This is a genomic window from Pelosinus fermentans JBW45, assembly GCF_000271665.2.
Taxonomy (GTDB): domain Bacteria; phylum Bacillota; class Negativicutes; order DSM-13327; family DSM-13327; genus Pelosinus; species Pelosinus baikalensis.
The window spans coordinates 5,058,451-5,077,809 of the sequence record NZ_CP010978.1; the positions used below are offsets into that span (position 1 = coordinate 5,058,451).

Annotated in this window: 16 protein-coding genes; 3 read left to right on the forward strand and 13 right to left on the reverse strand. The window is 40.1% G+C overall.

Going from position 1 to position 19,359, the window contains the following annotated elements:
* Positions 1-133 precede the first annotated feature (133 nt).
* The 5 genes from dapA to JBW_RS22355 all read right to left on the reverse strand — a co-directional run bounded on the left by dapA (position 134) and on the right by JBW_RS22355 (position 6,248).
* Positions 134-1,012 carry a 4-hydroxy-tetrahydrodipicolinate synthase gene (dapA, locus tag JBW_RS22335; RefSeq protein WP_007955163.1) on the reverse strand — a complete coding sequence of 293 codons (879 nt, stop codon included), beginning with the start codon at positions 1,010-1,012 and terminating at the stop codon, positions 134-136.
* A 691-nt stretch (positions 1,013-1,703) separates the two neighbouring features.
* On the reverse strand, positions 1,704-3,113 hold the full coding sequence (locus JBW_RS22340; protein ID WP_007955162.1) for an amino acid permease: 1,410 nt from the start codon (positions 3,111-3,113) through the stop codon (positions 1,704-1,706).
* A 94-nt stretch (positions 3,114-3,207) separates the two neighbouring features.
* Complete coding sequence (gene gabT, locus JBW_RS22345) at positions 3,208-4,527, reverse strand: 4-aminobutyrate--2-oxoglutarate transaminase (protein WP_007955161.1); 1,320 nt, start codon at positions 4,525-4,527, stop codon at positions 3,208-3,210.
* Positions 4,528-4,732: 205 nt separating this feature from the next.
* Positions 4,733-5,233: a hypothetical protein gene (locus JBW_RS22350; RefSeq protein WP_007955160.1), complete on the reverse strand. Its 501-nt coding sequence runs from the start codon at positions 5,231-5,233 to the stop codon at positions 4,733-4,735.
* Positions 5,234-5,372: 139 nt separating this feature from the next.
* Positions 5,373-6,248, reverse strand: coding sequence for a LysR family transcriptional regulator (locus JBW_RS22355; protein WP_007955159.1), 876 nt, complete (start codon positions 6,246-6,248; stop codon positions 5,373-5,375).
* A 221-nt stretch (positions 6,249-6,469) separates the two neighbouring features.
* On the opposite strand from JBW_RS22355, the gene JBW_RS22360 reads away from it, so the two are divergent.
* Both JBW_RS22360 and JBW_RS22365 read left to right on the forward strand, forming a co-directional pair.
* On the forward strand, positions 6,470-6,919 hold the full coding sequence (locus tag JBW_RS22360) for a response regulator (protein ID WP_007955158.1): 450 nt from the start codon (positions 6,470-6,472) through the stop codon (positions 6,917-6,919).
* Between the two features lie 100 nt (positions 6,920-7,019).
* Positions 7,020-7,955 carry an AEC family transporter gene (locus tag JBW_RS22365; protein ID WP_007955157.1) on the forward strand — a complete coding sequence of 312 codons (936 nt, stop codon included), beginning with the start codon at positions 7,020-7,022 and terminating at the stop codon, positions 7,953-7,955.
* Positions 7,956-8,035: 80 nt separating this feature from the next.
* Here the strand turns inward: JBW_RS22365 and JBW_RS22370 are convergent, their stop codons facing one another.
* The 6 genes from JBW_RS22370 to citD all read right to left on the reverse strand — a co-directional run bounded on the left by JBW_RS22370 (position 8,036) and on the right by citD (position 15,411).
* A complete protein-coding gene (locus tag JBW_RS22370; RefSeq protein WP_007955156.1) occupies positions 8,036-9,442 on the reverse strand; it encodes a DASS family sodium-coupled anion symporter in 1,407 nt (468 codons plus the stop codon).
* A gap of 34 nt (positions 9,443-9,476) precedes the next feature.
* Positions 9,477-10,634 carry a 2-methylaconitate cis-trans isomerase PrpF family protein gene (locus JBW_RS22375; RefSeq protein WP_007955155.1) on the reverse strand — a complete coding sequence of 386 codons (1,158 nt, stop codon included), beginning with the start codon at positions 10,632-10,634 and terminating at the stop codon, positions 9,477-9,479.
* A 102-nt stretch (positions 10,635-10,736) separates the two neighbouring features.
* Complete coding sequence (locus tag JBW_RS22380; RefSeq protein ID WP_007955153.1) at positions 10,737-12,659, reverse strand: aconitate hydratase; 1,923 nt, start codon at positions 12,657-12,659, stop codon at positions 10,737-10,739.
* Positions 12,660-12,701: 42 nt separating this feature from the next.
* Entirely contained in the window at positions 12,702-14,240 is a 1,539-nt protein-coding gene (citF, locus tag JBW_RS22385) for a citrate lyase subunit alpha (protein ID WP_007955152.1), read from the reverse strand.
* Positions 14,237-15,124 (reverse strand): aldolase/citrate lyase family protein, encoded by an 888-nt coding sequence (locus tag JBW_RS22390; protein ID WP_007955150.1) that lies wholly within the window; start codon positions 15,122-15,124, stop codon positions 14,237-14,239. Before JBW_RS22390 ends, citF begins: the two co-directional genes overlap by 4 nt.
* Positions 15,121-15,411, reverse strand: a complete 291-nt coding sequence (citD, locus tag JBW_RS22395; RefSeq protein WP_007955148.1) for a citrate lyase acyl carrier protein — start codon at positions 15,409-15,411, stop codon at positions 15,121-15,123. The genes JBW_RS22390 and citD overlap by 4 nt, the downstream gene beginning before the upstream one ends.
* A gap of 174 nt (positions 15,412-15,585) precedes the next feature.
* On the opposite strand from citD, the gene JBW_RS22400 reads away from it, so the two are divergent.
* The gene (locus tag JBW_RS22400) at positions 15,586-16,467 is read left to right on the forward strand and encodes a LysR family transcriptional regulator (RefSeq protein WP_007955147.1); all 882 of its coding nucleotides are present in this window, start codon (positions 15,586-15,588) and stop codon (positions 16,465-16,467) included.
* A gap of 102 nt (positions 16,468-16,569) precedes the next feature.
* On the opposite strand, the gene JBW_RS22405 is transcribed toward JBW_RS22400, so the two are convergent.
* Both JBW_RS22405 and JBW_RS22410 read right to left on the reverse strand, forming a co-directional pair.
* Positions 16,570-17,808 (reverse strand): PucR family transcriptional regulator, encoded by a 1,239-nt coding sequence (locus tag JBW_RS22405; RefSeq protein WP_007955145.1) that lies wholly within the window; start codon positions 17,806-17,808, stop codon positions 16,570-16,572.
* 39 nt (positions 17,809-17,847) lie between these two features.
* The gene (locus JBW_RS22410; RefSeq protein ID WP_045820647.1) at positions 17,848-19,266 is read right to left on the reverse strand and encodes an aldehyde dehydrogenase family protein; all 1,419 of its coding nucleotides are present in this window, start codon (positions 19,264-19,266) and stop codon (positions 17,848-17,850) included.
* Between the last annotated feature and the right edge of the window lie 93 nt (positions 19,267-19,359).

Genomic DNA, 19,359 nt, shown 5'->3' on the forward strand with positions numbered 1-19,359 from the left:
GCAAAATACTTAAAACATCTGAATAAGCAAATAGTAAAAAATGTACCTGAACAATCGAGACTCTAGCTCTATTGCTCAGGTACATTTTTTACTGGGCAGTTAATACACAACCGTGCAGCGATGAATGAACCAATTATAGTAATTTGTAAGCTTTCATTTCAGTGCGAAGAAACTCAAGGTTATTCTCGCTGATTTCTGTTAGTGGCATACGACAGTGACCAGCTTTAAAGCCCAGTAAATTTACAGCAGCTTTAATAGGAATCGGGTTGACTTCGCTGAATAATGCTTTTATGAGATTCAATGTTTGAAGTTGCAGTTTGATAGCACCCTTTGTGTCACCTTGGAAAAAACGATCAACCATATTGTGAGTATCTTGGGGAATAATATTTGCCATAACAGAAATGACGCCTTTGCCACCTAGTGACAACATGGGCAATACAGTATTGTCATCACCAGAATATACTGCAAAATCTTCTCCGCATAAATTTACAACATCTCCTACTTGCCCAAGATTGCATTCTTTAATAGCGACAATATTATCAATTTGTGATAATGCCTTTACGGTCTCAGGATTAATATTCAAATTGGTTCTGCTAGGCACATTATACAAGACCATGGGTATCTTTACGTTATTGGCAATGACTTTAAAATGTTCATATAAACCTTTTTGCGTAGCTTTATTATAATATGGGGTGACCGATAAAATGCCATCAGCACCAACTTCTTCCGCCGCTTTCGATAATTCGATGGCATGACGGGTATCATTGCTGCCTGTACCAGCTATGACTGGTACGCGCTTGTTGATTGCTTCTACCGCAAATTTGATAACGGCAATATGCTCATCATCTGGCATAGTAGAAGCCTCTCCTGTGGTTCCACAGATTACAATGGCATCAGAGCCACCTTTAATCTGGAACTCAATCAGTTCTTTTAAGGTTTGATAATTAACACCATTGTCAGTAAAGGGAGTTACAATCGCTACTGCTGATCCGATAAATAATGGTTTTTTCATAAAGTTAGCCGCCTTTTACTCATATTTATTATATGAAAATCATTAATAGTATAATTATAGCCGATAATCAGGCAAAAAGGAATTGAAGAGTCTCTTTCTAAACATAAAATTTAATCCATTCATAACATGAACATAATATACACTCACATAAAAGCTGGTATGCTTGTAGTAGATGTTAAGTAAGAAGTGCAGGTGATTCGTATGTCTGACAAATCCACTACTATTTTCTTCTTATTATTTGCAATTCTATTTATTTTGATGTACTTGTATCAATTTAGTATTCTTTCCGAGTATCGTGAATTATTTGATCTCCCTTTATCATAGCATTGTTGATACAACTTTTTCATTTCGTCTGCCTTATATAAGGCAGACGTTTTTTTGAATGTACATGTATCAATTCGCAAGTAGCCGCATAGAATACTGTATTGTTTCAACTTGCTTTTGAGGAGGTATACTATGTTAGTTCTTTTATACGGATTGGCAGCAATCGGTGCAGTCACATTAGGAGTATTGGTGCATATGTTTGCTAGAATACCACAATAGCTGGATATAACGTAACCATGCTAAGAGGCAAATATTCTACCTTTAATCGGGAGAGAAAAAAATAAATCCTGAGGAAATTCAGCATTAGAATTTCCTCAGGATTTTTGCTGCTTACAATGAACACCTCATGTAATCTTAGATTGTCAATCTACCATTCCGTCTGAATGCTCAAATCAGCCTTTTGCTGGGCTTCACCTATTTTGAATAATTTATATAGAAGAAAAAGACCACCATACCAGACAGGAGCAACATATAAACCAACTAAATTATCATGATCATACCCCATACCCAGTGTTACTGCAAGCATAAATGCCCCTACTGCATAATTGGCATATGGGTAGCACGGCATAGGATATTTCAGATTGGCAATTGCCTCGTTGCTTAGACTTTTGCGCCATTTGAACTGAATATACATAATTAAAGACCAAGTCCACATGCAGCCTGTTGTCGTAATCGCAGACATATAATAAAAAACGCTGTCAGGAGATGCATAGTTCAAGTAGACACCAATTAGACAAACCCCACTGGAGACTAATATACCATTGGCGGGAACCTGATTAGCAGAGAGTTTACCTAAAAATGCGGGAGCTTCGTTCCTTAGAGCCAGACCGTATAGCATACGTCCGCAAACATACATACCACTATTTAAGCAAGAAGCAGCAGAAGAAATAATGACAATGTTTATAATGGACGCCGCATAGGGGATACCTGCTTTCTCAAATATCATTACAAAAGGACTCACACCTTTCGGCAGCGTCTCATAAGGAAATATTGATAGTATGGCTACCATTGAACCAACATAAAACACCAGGACCCGCCAGAATACCTTATCAATAGCGGATTTAAGGGAGGCTTCCGGGTCAGCGGCTTCACCTGCGGTGATACCGATAAGTTCCACTCCTGAATAAGCAAATACGACCATAACCAAAGCCATGGATACACCCGTCCAGCCAAAGGGCATAAAGCCACCATGAGTCCACAAGTTGGAAAAGCCAATTGCCACACCATCATTACCAAATCCAAAGAGTATCATTGCAAAACCAACAAGGAGCATGGCTATAATCGTCACAACTTTAATCAGTGCAAACCAGAATTCAAACTCACCATAGTATTTAACAGAAACTAGGTTAATGGCAAGAATTACAGCCAGGCAAATGAGTGCCGGAATCCATTGCTGTATATCCGGTGCCCAATATTTCATATACATGCCTACTGCCGAAATTTCACACATAGCTAACACAACCCATTGATACCAGTAGGTCCATCCAGTAATAAAGGAAACTAATGGTCCGCAAAAAGCTCGTGCGTAACCAGCGAATGATGCAGCAACAGGATGTTCTACAGCAACCTCACCAAGGGCACGCAGTACGAAATACATGACGATACCCCCAAGAGCATAGGCTAAAGTGAGGGCTGGACCTGCCATCTTACTTGCTTGAGCAGAACCCATAAATAGTGCAACACCAATAACACCACCAATGGCAATCAATTGAATATGCCTATTTTTGAGATCCTTTTTTAAGTTTTCTTTCTCTAAATGTAAGGATTGTTCTTTCATATTCGGTTCGCCTCCTTTTTTTATATAAAAAGGCGCTCATCAACAACCTTACCAGTTGCCGACAAGCGCCTTTGCTTGCAAATATGCTGTTATACTAGCCTTCTTTCGCCGCCTTTAAGATACTTTGCTCTAAAACAGTAAGTCCACGATCCAGCTGTTCATCCGTAACCACTAGAGGGATCAATAAACGAATTACGTTACTAAAAATTCCAGCACTGATTAACATTACCCCTTGCTCCAGACAATATTTCACAACCTTACTCGTAATTTCCTTGGCTGGTTCTTTCGTTTGCCGATCTTTAACCAGCTCAATCCCAATCATCGCACCGACGCCTCTCACATCACCAACAACAGTGCATCTTTCCTGCAATGCTTTCAGTCTCTTCATCGTTGTGCTGCCTATTTGTGCAGCCCGACTACAGAGGTTGTTATCCTCAATAAACTTTATGGTTTCTAAACCAGCCGCACAAGCTAAGGGATTTCCACCATAGGTCCCGCCAATATTTCCAGCATCAGGTGCATCCATGTATTCAGCCTTTCCAGTAATAGCACTGAGAGGCATACCGGCAGCAATGGATTTTGCCGTAGTCATTATGTCAGGTTCCACTCCCCAGTTTTCAATGGCAAACATTTTTCCAGTACGGCCGAACCCTGTTTGTACCTCATCTGCAATAAACAAGATTCCTTTACTTTCACAAATCGCCTTAAGACCTGGCAAGAATTCTGGCGGCGGTACAATAAAACCACCTTCGCCCTGCACCGGTTCAATAATCATAGCGGCAATATGCTCCGCATCAATTTCCGCCGTAAAAAACCGTTCAAAATTTTCTAGACAGTGCATACCACAGCCTGGATAAGTGGAACGATAATGACAGCGATAACAGTAAGCGGAAGGTACCTTGTAAGTTTCTGGGGCAAAAGGTCCAAAACCATATTTATAGGGCTTCACCTTGCTAGTAAGACTCATGGTCATAAATGTACGCCCATGGAATGCGCCTTCGAAAGAAATAATTCCTGTTCTTTTTGTAGCATGGCGAGCAATTTTGACCGCATTTTCCACGGCTTCCGCACCACTGTTGGCAAACATGGTCTTTTTCAAAGACCCGCCCGGCATCAAGGAATTCATTTTTTCTGCCAACTCTACATATGGTTCATACATAGCGATAGCAAAGAACGAATGAAGTAATTGCTCTGCTTGTTTTTGTATGGTCTTCACCACAGGTTCTGGGCAATGCCCAACATTTAAAACCCCTACACCTGCATAAAAATCAAGAAATTCTCTTCCTTCTACATCGGTAATCACCGCTCCGCTGGCTTTCTCTACAAAAATACCTGTAGAATTGGCAATTCCCCTTGCAACGGCATTGTTTTTTCTCTGAATCAATTTTTCTGTTTTGGTTTCTGCAATACTCATTGTAAATCCCCCTAGTATTTAAAATTAAGGCACTGAATATATCTCGTCAGATATACATTCAGCGCCATTGCTAAATACATCATTCACATTTGGTTTATATATGAATACTACCACCAGATGTCACCTGCGTCTATGTGAGCAGGTCACAGAATATGCTATGCCTTTTTGTGATCTTTTCACGTTTATCTTAAAAAGCTCCCCTCACCTATATTGGATGAGATACTTGACTAGCAGAAGCAATTTCCTCCATAGAAGCTAACTGTTCTTCACTTACTGCTGAAACATTGAGAGTTTCGGCAGCATTCGTCTTACTTTCACAATCAATGCTTTGTATTGATTTAACCAACTCTTGACTTCCTACTGCGATTTGATCAATATTTCTGATTCCATCTAGATCCGTATAAAGTCCAGAAGTCTTGCTGCCACTTTTAGCATCTTCAAAAAGTTGTTTGTAATGATCATCCACTCCGGTATTTTCTACCTGAAGCTCAGGATCAAGCTTCTTTGTAGAAATGTTCAACTTACCATTTAATTCTGGTCTTTTTCCATGAGCAATTATCATTCCTGAATCATCAATCAGAGTGGCAAATCCATTTTCTTTGAATTTAATCTCTTTAATTAAATCACTAATCCGTTGCAAAGAGACATTACCCGTTATTATTTTTACAAGTTTACCTTCTTCCAATACTGGAACAGCAATAATCATACTTAACTTTCCAGTACCTCTTGTAAGCAAAGGATCCGATATATAATTTTAAGGCTCATATTACGTCCCCCTTTAGTTTTCAACCCGAATTCTTAATAATGAGTAAATTATGTAAGATACTCTTATTCGACGAAACTTCTTAGGATAAGTCTGAAAGTATCATCTCTATAAAGTTTCTGGTGCTGGCCGATAGATAACGATTTCGTAGCCAAATAATTGCTTTTCTTATTTCTAAAGAAGTATCAATTATTTCTTTATATAGTAATTTATTGCTTGGAACAAGACCTACTGCTGATTTGGGAACAATAGCCATGCCCAGTCCTGCATCTGCCCATACGAGTAGGGATCTAACATCATCTCCCCTACAGAAAATTTGTGGCTCAAAGCCATTTTGCTGACAACACTCTACAATCATGTTCTCATTACTCCGATGCAGTAATAATGGCTTATTTGCGAGTTCCTCCACATTTATCTGAAACTTCTCTTTGTTACAGTTCCACTCATGGCACATAGCAACGACCATAGGCTCCTCGGGCAGACTCACTGAATGATACGTTTTCGGATCAAAGATAGTTCTTACAATGCCAATTTCAATAACTCCAGTATTCAGCAACTCCAGTATTTTATTTGTATCACCTTCTCGCAGGTTAAAATTTACATGGGGATAGCGCTCATGGAAGCTAACAATTTTAATCGGCAAGAACGTCGTACCTGAAGATGCAACCGCACCAATTGATAGAGTTCCACTACGTCCTTCATCTATCTCTTTTAGTTCTTTCCTAGTTGCCTTTAGAAGCTCCAACATGTGTGCTGCCCGCTTATACAGCAAATGACCTGCTTCCGTCAATACAATTCCACGGCTTTCTCGTTCTACTAAATTTACGCCTAAATCTTCTTCCAATACTTTAAGTTGTTGACTTAATGGAGGCTGAGCCATATGTAGCCGTTTGGCAGCCCTTGTGATTTGCCCCTCTTCAGCGATAGTCAGAAAATACTTAAGCTGCTTTATATCCATACATATCCCCTACTCTTGACATATTTTTTTCATATAGATAAGAAACTTTTTTAATATTTTTCGTATATATTTTATCTTGCTATAATATAAGAAAGGTTAATGAATGTCAAAAGGAGATTGATTTATTTGAATAAAGAGCCTCATTATTCTATCTAATGGCTCTTAATTAAAAGACAAGTAAGAACAATAAGAAAACACGAGCCTATTGGGGGATAGCAACTATGGCTGATATTAAGGTATTAATTGTAGGTCTTGAAATTATAGATGCTAATATTGATGAGATAAGCGGCTTCGAAGTAGTTGGGATTGGCATAAATCGGAGTGAGGTTTTCGAATTATTAAACAGAAAAAAACCTGATTTAGTAATCATTAATGATTGTGTGCCAGATCTTAGTAACGTAGAGTTGATAACATTTACTAGAAAAGAGGATCTACCAATTGATTTTATTATAATTACTGCGATAACTAATAGTACTACAATCAAATGGGCCTTACGTCACGGAATATTTGATTACATATGTAAACCCTTTATAATCGATCGACTTAAAGATTCTTTACTTTCCTACTGTGAATTTCGGAGAAAACTTACTTGCAAGGATGCTTTAAACCAAGCTGACTTTGATAAATACAAAGGTAAAGTACCCTTCCCTCAAAGCCCAAATTTTACCTAATAGTGTATTTCTGACTGATAAAGAAACACCCTTTAAAAAAATCAAAGCAATATCTATGACAAATTACATGATTATAACGTAGCAAACGTAGGAGGTAACTATGGTATTTTTACACGCAGTTGAAGGACTAATTAGCATTATTATTATGGTTTCATTAGGATACATACTTACTGGCAAAGGGTGGTTTACTCAAGAAAACTCAAAACTACTCCCTAAATTGGTTACCTACGTTTCCTTGCCAACTTACATGCTTTGGAATCTACTCAATACTTTTAACAAGGAACATTTTATAACCCTGTTTAGTGGAATCATCGTTCCTGTTCTTTCAATGATCATAAGCTTCATGATTAGCGTTCTAATCTCTAACCTTCTTGATTTAGCGACTAACCGGAAAGGTACTTTTCGATCGGCCTTTTTCTGCTCAAGTTCTCTTTTTATAGGAGTCCCAGTAAACCTAGCTCTAATGGGAGAGAGTAGCATACCTTATGTACTTGTATATTTTCTTGCAAATGCTTTTCTTTTCTGGACAATTGGAAACTACTCCATCAGTTTGGACGGTAAGGCAGCTCCCTCTAAAATAATTAGTATCGCTACTATTAAAAGAGTATTTTCACCGCCATTTATTGGATTTATGCTCGCAGTTATGCTGATCCTCTTAAAAATTCCCGTACCCAATTTCATAATGAATACTTGCAAATATTTAGGTAATATGACAACTCCGTTGTCCATGCTTTTTATTGGAATCGCGATATACGGAGTCAAATTAAATACAATTAAATTTAGCAATGATGTTATTGCCGTATTACTAGGAAGGTTTATTATCTCCCCAATTGCAGTACTACTAGTTGCCTCTTTTATCCCCATTCCAGAATTAATGAAAAAAGTGTTCGTTATTCAAGCGGCCTTACCATCCATGACTCAGACTACAATACTCGCAAAGGTATACGAAGCCGATTCAGAATATGCTGCAGTATTAGTCACTATAACAACACTCTTTGCTATACTTGCTATTCCTATTTACATGATATTTATATAAATTGTAAAAAATCTTACTGTATAGAATAATTAGCAAACGATTTACTACTGTAAATCATTTGCTAATTCGTATTAACGGCTCTACCAAATACCTAAATATTTCCACCACGAGAGACCAATAATAAAGTAAATGGCCATTGAAATAGCCATTACAAGATGTCCAACCTTCCACCATATCCCTTGTGGCACGTAGCCGGCACCATATAAAACAGTACCTACCGCGTTGCCGTAGTGGGTCATCAAACTTGCAATTTGCGCTGAAGCCGCTGTCATTAATAGCAGTGGGAGAGCAGGCACATTCGCTACAGCTCCTAATGTATAAATTACAGGAATGAAAGTGACAACAAAAGCAATCGTTGATGCAAATAAGTAACGAACAATAATGGTAATAAAAATTAAACCACCAAGTATCACTATGCTATTGACGCCAGTAAAATCTAAATGCGCTGAAAATAAATTCCCCAACCATACAAAGAATCCGGCTTTATTCAACCCATTTGCTAATGAAATAATTCCCCCATACCAGATAAATGTACTCCATGCGCTCTTACTTGCTAATACTTTTTCCCATGATATTACACCCGAAAGCAAGCTCAAAGACAGTAAAGCTAAGGCAACTGCTGTAGAATCAATTTTAGTAATTGTTCCTGTTGCCCAACCGATGATAGCAAACACAAATAGTACTGCCAAGGTCTTTTCTTGTTGGCTCATTGCTCCTATTCTTTTATACCCCTCTTGTGCAACAGTTTTATTATCAACTTCTTTAAGCTCAGGAGGATAAATTTTATAAACCACATAAGGAGCTAACAATAAGCAGAGTAAACCCGGCACCGACATTGCTACTGCCCATTGAATCCAGGAAATATCGGCATGCATAATATCATTGGTCAATTTAATCATCAGCGGCATAATGGCTCCAGCAGTGATAAACATCGTCCCAGTGATCAAACTATTCTGATACATCAAGACCATTAAATAAGAACCAATCCGCCGCTCAGTTCCATCATCAGGACGGGAATTAAGAGTGAGTGCTAGACTTTGAAAGATTGGATAGACCAACCCGCCTGATCTGGCAGTATTTGATGGGATTGCTGGTGACAATATCAAGTCCGAGAGAGCGGCTATATACCCTAGTCGCAAACTAGACTTGCCGAACTTATCTATTAAAAGATATGCAATTCGACTGCCTAACCCCGTTTCCACAAAACATTGTCCGATAATAAATGCAGAGAATACCAGCCATGGTGTTGTTTCACCAAATGCTGCTAAAGCCACTTTAGTCTGGTTAAAACATACTGATACGACACCCATTGCTGTAATTAAAACGATTGGTTCTTTTACAGGTCTTAAAATAAGTCCAAGCACTGCACCAAGATATACTGCAAAAAGCTGCCAAGCCCAAAGCTTTAACCCAACGGGTGTAGGACATAGTAGAACAATCCCAGGAACTCCTAAACAAATCAAACCTTTTATCAGTTTTGAGTTCATCCTTTTTCTCCTATCATCATATTAATTATCTCAACTATTGTGGATTAAAAATACGGCGCGAAACATATACATGTCCATCCATAATCGGTTTTGCAGTACGGCTTACTCCGGCTTTTGACAGATTCCATCCTCCATTTAACATTTTCTCCAGGCTGATTTCAAAATCTAAGGTACCTGAAGGATGACCAAGTCTTACGATACCACTTGCCTTGGCTTGACTACTGACGATCTCATTTACTACCGTACCCTGAATCAATGCAGCTGCTGCCACACAGATACCGCCAGTCACAGCATAAGCCTTATGCATCACTGTCAGAGCTTTTGTTCTGGCAACCAAATCAATATCATCAGCTTTTACCTTAGATCCATTTAGAGCTACATAATCCTTCGGACTGCTTACAAAAGCCACTTTGGGAACAGCAGGTCCCGTCTTTTCTTTTGTCAAAGATAATCCCATCATAACTGCCGCAGTTGTCCTGATGTCTTCCATAACTTCTAAAATATCAGGATTATTTTCCGTGTCTTTAGGCATCTCCAAACCTGTTAGACCAATATCTTCGGCTTTGACAAAAATGGAAGGATTGGCAGCATCCACAATGCTTACCCGAATTAGATTACCATTCCTCAATATGATTTCATCAACCACATTACCTGTGGGCAGTAATTTTCCAGTCTTAGATCCGCCAGAATTCAGAAAATTCAGAGTTATTCTCGCACCAGTTCCCGGCACCCCATCAATGGAATAATCACCTTCTGTAATGACTTCGCCGTCTTTTACCGGAATCTCAGCTTCAATTATTTTTTTTGTATTGGTGTTGTAAATTCTCACCTTGGTGATAGGTTCTTCGATTACCACCAAACCTTTCTGAATAGCAAAAGGACCGACACCTGAAGACATATTGCCACAATTACCTTCATAATCTACAACCGCATCTTTAATTCCCACATAGCCAAAAGTGTAGTCCACATCTACGTTTTCCCGATTGGATCGTGCTATGAGCGCTACTTTACTTGTAAGAGGATCAGCGCCACCTATTCCGTTGATTTGCCTAGCATCTGGACTCCCATAAATAGCAAGAATAACCTTGTCTCGCAGTACCGGATCTTCCGGTAAGTCTTCCATCATCAAATAAGCACCTTTACTCGTTCCGCCGCGCATAATAACTGCGGGTATTTTTACATACTCCTCCATCTTTCTTCCCTCCTGTTTTCTGGTTCTACTCCTAATCAACTGGGAAAGTGTTTTACTCATTCCATCTATTTTTCCTGCTCTGCTATAACAAATCTATTCTTTTCATTTTGCAGTATAATTCAGCAATCCACCACAGAGAACAATTTCTCTCTGTCTTCTTGTAAGAGTACAGTTTGTTTCAAACGCATACCCCTGAGTTACATTGCGCACCCAAACTTTATCTTGCATTATCGCCTGCTGCATATTATCAACAACCAATTCGTCACCAGTCTGAATCCGTTCATAATCAGCATCATCAGCAAAAGTAAGCTGCAGAATACCAAAATTAGTTAAGTTTGCACCATGAATGCGCTCTACACTCTTGGCCAATAAAACCCGAACTCCCAAATACATAGGACATAAGGCAGCATGTTCTCGCGATGAACCTTGACCATAACTGAGACCTGCCACAATCACTGAAGCTAGGCCTTGCTCTTTGTTATGGGCACATTTAACTGCAAACTCAGGATCGACATGATAAAACACATAATTAGCATATTTAGGAACATTGGAACGATATTTTAAATACGGTCCCGCCGGCATAATATGGTCAGTAGTAATCTTATCCTCCACTTTAATGGCGACTTTTGCAGCAAGCTGCTCAGGCATAGGTGAATTTTTCGGTGGTTCACCTATATTGGGACCACGGAACACTGCCACGATCTGATCTTTGGAAGGCTGAATAACCATACTATCATCAATCTCATAGACCTCAGGCAAAACAATATTGGGATACTCTAAGCCCAAGACCCTGGGATCGGTAACTTTGCCGGTAAGAGCTGCTGCCACACATGTTTCGGGACTAACTAAATATACTTGACCGTCTTTAGTACCGCTCCTGCCTTCAAAATTACGATTATTACTCCGCAGTGACACGCCTTTAGTCTGAGGTGCTTGACCGCAGCCTACGCAAAAACCGCAGGTAGATTCTAAAATACGCGCCCCCGCAGCAATCATATCTTGTAGGGCACCATTTTGAGCAATCATGGATAGCACTTGCTTACTGCCTGGAGCAATTCCGAAGCTCACATTAGGATGAACTTTTCGCCCTTTTAGCATAGCAGCTACCATCATCAAGTCCCGATAGGAAGAATTGGTACAACTGCCCACCAAAACCTGCTGAACTTCCAGCCCGGCTACTTCCTTTACGGTCCGAACATTATCCGGTGAATGGGGACAGGCGATATTGGGCACAATTTCGGATAAATCAAGCTCAATGATCCTATCATATTCCGCATCTCTATCCGGCTGTAATTCCTGCCACTCCTCTTCTCTGGCTTGTGCTTTAAAAAATGCTCTGGTCATTTCATCACTAGGAAATAGAGAGGTCGTCACTCCAAGTTCTGCCCCCATATTCGTAATGGTAGCCCGTTCTGGAACTGTTAGACTTTCTAGTCCATCTCCTCCATACTCAATAACGGTTCCCACATTCCCTTTTGTCGTAAGAATTTTAAGTAATTCTAATATAATGTCCTTAGCCGCACACCAAGGCTTAAGCTTCTCTTTTAGATTTACTCGAAGGATTTTGGGATACGTAAGATAGAAAGGTCCACCCGCCATAGCTACTGCAACGTCCATACCACCAACTCCCATAGCAACCATACCTACTGCTCCACAGGTTGGCGTATGACTGTCAGAACCAATAAGCGTATCCCCTGGGCGGCTAAAACGCTCCAAATGTACTTGATGGCATATTCCATTACCAGCTTTAGAGTATTTAATACCATGTTTATCAGCAACAGTCTGCAAATACCGATGATCATCTGCATTTTCAAAACCATCTTGCAGCGTATTATGATCAACATAGGATACCGATTTAGTTGTAACCACAGGAACACCCATAGCCTCAAATTGAAGATAGGCCATAGTGCCTAAAGCATCCTGCGTAAGTGTTTGATCTATACGTATCCCTACTTCACTGCCTGGCTCCATAGTGCCCGACAGTAAGTGGGCGGATATAATTTTTTTAAACAAATTTTGTCCCATACAATATTGCACTCCTTTTCTCAATTCCACCCTAATTTACAATTACAAAGGCTTACGAATGACATCAATTAACGTACCATCCCGATATTCAACAGCAGCAGCCACTTCATCACTTACCAGAATAGGATCAGGCTTACCAGCAAATTCATAAGCAATATCTCTTAACTCTTCTATATCCATTAAGGGAATATTAGCTTCCCTTAAGTTATCTCGTAAGTCTTTACGTCGAGGATTGACAGCCACGCCACGCTCAGTAACAATAATATCAACAGTCTCTCCAGGTGTACAAACGGTATGAACCTGATCAATAACCATTGGCAAACGGCCGCGTAACAATGGTGCTACCACTATAGACAGAGCAGCCCCTGCCGCTGTATCCTGATGCCCACCTACCGCCCCCATAATGACACCATTTGAGTCAGTGATTACGTTGACATTAAAGTCTACATCCACTTCTGTAGCACTCAAAATAACCACATCAAGCTGATTCACAATTGGACCGCGGTTATGAGGATTGGCATAAAAAGAGGCTGACATCTCTTGATGATTAGCGTTTTTCTTCATCGATTGTATGGATGGAATATCAAAATCCTGTACATCATAGATAGCCTTTATTAAACCTTCATCCAACATTTCAATAAAGGGTGCTGTTACGCCACCCAAACCGAAACTTGCGGTAATACCTTGCTGCTTCATTTTTTCTTTTAAAAATTGAGCTGCTGCTAAGGATGCTCCACCACTGCCTAACTGAATCGAATAGTCTTGGTTAAAATAACCAGAGTATTCGATAGCTGTAGTAGCATATTGAGCGATCAATAATTCTCTCGGATCTTTACTAATCCTAAGGGCACCTGATGCAATGCCTTTGGGATCACCAATTGCTTCCACAGGCACGATATAATCTACCTGAGTTTGAGGAATGCTAACGGGGTAGAGAGGGTATGGTACTAAATGATCGGTAATAGCAACAACTTTATCCGCATAAGCCGCATCTACCATTGCATAACCTAGAGAACCGCAGGCTGATTTTCCTTCTACGCCATTCATATTGCCATACGTATCGCAAGCTGGTGCTCCAAGGAAAGCCACATCGATATGAAGTTCACCGCATTCAATCGCCCTTGCCCGCCCACCATGAGAACGAATAATGGTCGTCTTTTTCATTTTACCGTTGGTCAAAAGTTTACCCAACTTCCCCCTGGCACCGCTAGTTTCAATAGCCGTTATGACTCCCTGCTCAATGTACGGAATAATTTCTTCATTGATATTATTTAATGAACTAGGAGCCAAAGTAAGATCTCTGATACCTTTTCTAGCTATAGCAGCAACTACCATGTTGAGAACATAATCTCCATTACGAAAATGATGGTGAAAAGAAATTGTCATACCATCTTTTAAACCAGTTGCATCAATTGCTTGTTCGATTGACTTTAGGACTTTCTCTGAACGAGGTTTATTCAAAATAATGGTAGGACCTGTCAATCGACCGGCAGGTGTATACGCAAAAGGACCACTATAGGGTTTTATATTTTTTATTCCTGCTATATTTTCTGGTATTTCTCTACCTATTGCATTAATCACAAATTTGCCCTCCTATTGTTCCTACCCGCAGCATTCGCATATGCAAGGGCTCTTTCTGCCCTCTTTACAACAGGAACATCGATCATCTTACCGTTTAAAGATACTACGCCCGACTTACGATCCAGGGACTCTTTATATGCGGCAATGACTCTTTCAGCATGCTCTACTTCTTTTGTGGTAGGCATATAGATCTGGTGTACAATATTGATTTGCCGCGGATTCACTACAGATTTACCATCGAACCCCATTTCTTTGATGCGAATGGTTTCAGCAATAAAATCCTCCTCATTACTCACATCACCAAACACCGTGTCAATGGCATGAATCCCTGCTTCCCGTGCTGCTAAGATCAATTGTCCCCTAGCTGAGTGAAATTCTTTGCCATCTTTTGTCCGAGACGTTTGCAAATCCGCTAAAAAATCTTCTCCACCGATAGCAATTGCCACCATCCGCGGGCTCGCGGCAGCAATCTCATAGGCATTACGTACACCTCTTGCTGTTTCAATGGCTGCCATCATTTTTATACTACCGGAAGCGAATCCATGTTTTATTTCGGCAGCAGTTATGATAACATCAATTTCCTCAATATCAGCAGCTGTTTCCGCTTTAGGCAGGCGTATCAAGTCAGGTTTTACTGGCAAAATAGTTTCTAAATCTTTATATCCAAAAGGAGTACTAATATGGTTAATCCGTACCGCCACTTCGCAAGGATATTTAATGGATTTCATAGCGTTATATACCAAATGGCGAGCAGCATCTTTCTCACTAATTGCTACTGAATCCTCTAAATCAAAGATAATGGTATCAGCACCATAAATACCAGCATTTATTAGCATTCCTGGATTATTGCCTGGTACAAACATCATTGTTCTGCGTAATTTCATCCTTGCACCTCCTCTCCTAATTTTGCCCTATCAATTGCTGTCATCATACGGGCTCGAATCGTACAATCCAATGCTCCTCTGTCATTTGCTGACACATGGGCATCCACAATTCCTTGTCCATTTAACACTTCCTGAATAACAATTTTTATTTGACTTCCATATTTTTTCAATACCGGGCTTGTCAAATCAATCTTAATCCCGCTGCCGGTCTCGGCAGGATTAAGGATAATTAAGATATCATTTGATTCAACTGTACCGGCTTGACTAGGCTGTATATTCATTAGCATAAGACACCTCCAGCTTTATTATAAAAACACCTAACAAATCAGGTATTTTCATTATCTTCTGAATCTTTTAATTTCAATAAAATTGTACTATAATGATTTTAATAAATCTAATATTGATATTTTATTAAAATCCATAAAAAAAATTTATGGACCGAAAGATAAGAGGTAATGACTATGGACAATAAAGATTGGCTAATGTTACGAACGATTTCCGAAGAAAAAAATATTACTAAGGCTGCTGAGAGACTCTATATTTCACAGCCTGCTCTTAGTTATCGGCTAAAGAATCTGGAAAAAGAATTCGGAGCGAAAATCGTATTACGCAATACTACAGGAGTTGTATTTACTCATCAAGGCGAGTATTTATTGAACTATGCGCTGAAGATGTTAACACAGTTAACATCAGCTAAAGAACACATTCAGAATATGGAAAACAAAATACAAGGAACACTGCGCATCGGGACTTCCGCAATCTTCGCCCATTATGAACTACCCGAGATATTAAAAGGATTCCTTGAATCCTATCCAGATGTGGATATCTCCTTAAAAACTGGTTTAAGTTCCCGAATAAATAAAATGTTACAAAAAGATGAATTTGCCGTAGCAATTTTACGTGGAGACCCTTTCTGGCCTGAAGAAAAACATATGCTGCAGGAAGAACATATTTGTCTTACTTCACGAAATGTGATCAAATTTCACGATCTGCCCCATCTCCCGCGAATTAACTATGGAACAGACTCCTCTTTACGCGAAATGCTAGAAAATTGGTGGCTTGAAATCTTTCCCTGTCCTCCCAATATAACGATGGAAGTTGATAGTATGGATACCTGTCGGCAAATGGTCCTCCACGGTCTCGGCTGGGCAATCTTACCCTTCATTGGATTAAAAGAACATGACTCCCTCTACACCCAAGAGTTACATTGGCGTGACGGTACGCCAGTTTTGCGAAGAACATGGATGTTGTATCGAAACTCATCATTAGAACTATCCGCAGTACATGCTTTTGTAAATTATATAAAAACATATTATGACAGGAAAAAGTCAGCTGAATTATAGTAAGATCTATCTGAGCTGATTTGAGATATAAAAATGGAGTTAAAAATAAGCCGCTCTAAGACCCTTTTCTTTAAAAACGGGTACTTAGAGCGGCTTACTCTTTTATTCTCGCAATACGTTAGGAAAAATCTCACTCGTCAGCAGTTTTCCCACAATAACCCCTAGCTGCAGCGTCAGGCGATCATAAGGGTCATCTAAACTCCTTCCAGTGATTTCCTCAATTTTTTTCAAACGATAATCAAGAGTATTACGGTGCACATACAGTCGTTTAGCTGTTTTTACAGCATTACAATTTTCTTCAAAATATACAAACAAGCTAGAAACCATATCCATGTGATGTTTACCATCATATGCATTAAGGGGTTCAATTACGTCCTGATAATACATTACTAGTTTCTCAGGCTCAATCTCAAATAGCAGTTTATAGATTCCTAGCTGTTCATAAGCATATATAGACCGAGAAACCTTCTTTAATTTAGCAAAGCGCAGAACCTTAACGGCCTGGAGATAACCTTGTCTAGCAGCTTGCAAACTTTCAAATCTGCCGCCTAAACCAACAGTAACTCCTAAGCCTGGCATTTTAACTGCAAGTTTTTCCAATATCTGAGTTAAAATCCTAATGTTTTGATGTCCCCCTGTACTTTCATCCTCATAGGGCACTAAGAGAACAATATCATCTGCCCATAGCATTTGCAGAATTTTTCTGCCTTGTGCCGTCAAAACCTCATGGACAATTTGTTCAAAACGTACCTTAAGAGCTACTAAGGCTTTTTCGCCTCTTGCCTTTTGCGTCTGCAAAAATGCAGCCAAACAGTCTGGACTTAAGATCGCTACCTGGTGAGGTTTTGCCAAGTCATAGCCGTAATAAGCCGCCCGCTGAATTAATACTTCAGGGTTCTCCAGAGGACAAAGCAGCAGTTGCTCCAAAAAATCTTTTATGGAGCGCTGCTCTGTTTGCTTCATGACAATATGACCGCATATTTCCCGCGTTACCTCAATGAGTTTTACTTCCCAGGGAAGTTCAAAAATAGGAAAGTTCTCTTGGTCTGCTAAATTGATAACCTCAACAGGGACCGCTTTGATATAAGGACCAATATTAATAATCAGCCCAGCCAGCTTCTTCTTTATAATTCCTTGCACTATCTCTTTGAGCTTATTTTCATCACCATTCAAGCCGATACCAGTGATAATCAGGAGTTCTCCGCCCTGCACCCAGGGAATCACGTCAGGCAGATCAATAAAATGGACCCAACGCACCAATCGATCCAAACCTGACTTTCCAGCCACAAGAGTAAGCTTGGTTAGAGAAGGTAAATTCATTATTTCCCGGCAGCTGATCATAACTGGTATCCTCCTATCAATTTGAAAACTTTCAATTTACTAAAATTTGAAAACGATTAATTTCTCTTCTGTCATTTCTTTCACTGCATACTGTGGACCTTCTCGGCCAATACCGCTTTCCTTAATACCGCCATAAGGCATGTTATCCGTCCTGAAGGTCGCCCCATCATTGAAGATAACCCCGCCAGTCTCAATTTTCATAGCGCATAGTCTGGCAAGCTCTAGAGAATTCGTAAATACACCTGCTTGCAGTCCATATATAGAAGCATTCACCAAATCAATGGCTTCCTCAATCTCATCATAAGGTACAATGGAAAAAACAGGTGCAAAGGCTTCCATACTCACAATATTCATACCATGCTGCACATCGGTTAAAATGGTAGGTTCAAACCAAGTTCCGCGGCGTTTGCCGCCTGCCAGTACTCTGGCTCCTTGAGAGATCGCCTCATTTACCCATTCTTCTGCTCTGATTGCTTCAGCTCCACTGATCATAGGGCCAATGTCCGTAGCAGGATCAAATGGATCACCCATAACTAATTGGGCTGTGTGTATTGCTGCCTCATCGCAGAATTCTTTATAGGCACTGCGATGAACATACACTCTCTGGCAGGATATGCAAACTTGACCTGCATTTGCAAAGGCATGTTTAACGCACAATCCTGCCGTCAGTTTAATATCCGCATCGTGATGGACAATATTTGCCGAGTTTGATCCTAACTCAAGGGCTACACGGCGAAACCCTGCATTTTGCAACAAAGTCTTCCCGACAGCAGGGCTTCCAGTAAAGCTGTAAAAACCAATTCGCTGTTCTTCGGTCAACAGTTTGCCAAGTTTGGCACCCGACCCTGTCAACAAATTGAGATAGCCATCAGGCAACCCTGCTTCTGCAAAAATTTCGCATAACAGCACTGCCGATAAAGGAGTCACGGTAGCGGGTTTGTACACCACTGAATTTCCAGCGGCGAGAGCCGGACCGATCTTATGACAGGCTAAATTAAGAGGAAAATTAAATGGTGTAATGGCACAAACAACCCCTACAGGAATCCGCATCGTAAAAGCCCAGCGATTATCGCAGCCGGGTGCTCCCTCCAACGGTACCATTTCACCAGTCATCCGCTTTGCTTCTTCAGCAGAAAGAATCAGTGTTTGTTCTGCCCGCGCCACTTCAGCCATTGCTTCTTTGATGGGTTTCCCCACTTCTTGTACAAGAAATTCTGCCATTTGTTTCTGCTTCTCCATGAGAATTCGGCTAGCTTTCATCAATATTTCATAACGCCGATATGGCTCTATATGTATTGTTTTAAATGCCTTTTCAGCAGCATCCACCGCGTCCTTTACTTCTGCCTCACCGGCCACGGAAATCAAGGCAACCTCACTGCCTGTTGCTTTACTCACGACACCAATCTTTTCATCTGTTACTTTCCATTCGCCATTAATAAATAAACCATATTCTTTCACCTTACTACCTCCTTATCCACATTAGAAAATTTGGATTTTTGCCATACTACAGAAACGGCGAAACCCTAGTTCTTTTTTGCAAGCAAAACACGA

Coding starts and splice junctions, on each gene's coding strand:
- JBW_RS22340 (WP_007955162.1), bottom strand. CDS start 3,113: ATGAAAGAACAATCCTTACATTTAGAGAAAGAAAACTTAAAAAAGGAT.
- dapA (WP_007955163.1), bottom strand. CDS start 1,012: ATGAAAAAACCATTATTTATCGGATCAGCAGTAGCGATTGTAACTCCC.
- JBW_RS22370 (WP_007955156.1), bottom strand. CDS start 9,442: ATGAACTCAAAACTGATAAAAGGTTTGATTTGTTTAGGAGTTCCTGGG.
- JBW_RS22380 (WP_007955153.1), bottom strand. CDS start 12,659: ATGGGACAAAATTTGTTTAAAAAAATTATATCCGCCCACTTACTGTCG.
- JBW_RS22365 (WP_007955157.1), top strand. CDS start 7,020: ATGGTATTTTTACACGCAGTTGAAGGACTAATTAGCATTATTATTATG.
- citD (WP_007955148.1), bottom strand. CDS start 15,411: ATGCTAATGAATATACAGCCTAGTCAAGCCGGTACAGTTGAATCAAAT.
- JBW_RS22400 (WP_007955147.1), top strand. CDS start 15,586: ATGGACAATAAAGATTGGCTAATGTTACGAACGATTTCCGAAGAAAAA.
- JBW_RS22375 (WP_007955155.1), bottom strand. CDS start 10,634: ATGGAGGAGTATGTAAAAATACCCGCAGTTATTATGCGCGGCGGAACG.
- JBW_RS22360 (WP_007955158.1), top strand. CDS start 6,470: ATGGCTGATATTAAGGTATTAATTGTAGGTCTTGAAATTATAGATGCT.
- JBW_RS22405 (WP_007955145.1), bottom strand. CDS start 17,808: ATGATCAGCTGCCGGGAAATAATGAATTTACCTTCTCTAACCAAGCTT.
- JBW_RS22350 (WP_007955160.1), bottom strand. CDS start 5,233: ATGATTATTGCTGTTCCAGTATTGGAAGAAGGTAAACTTGTAAAAATA.
- JBW_RS22355 (WP_007955159.1), bottom strand. CDS start 6,248: ATGGATATAAAGCAGCTTAAGTATTTTCTGACTATCGCTGAAGAGGGG.
- JBW_RS22390 (WP_007955150.1), bottom strand. CDS start 15,124: ATGAAATTACGCAGAACAATGATGTTTGTACCAGGCAATAATCCAGGA.
- gabT (WP_007955161.1), bottom strand. CDS start 4,527: ATGAGTATTGCAGAAACCAAAACAGAAAAATTGATTCAGAGAAAAAAC.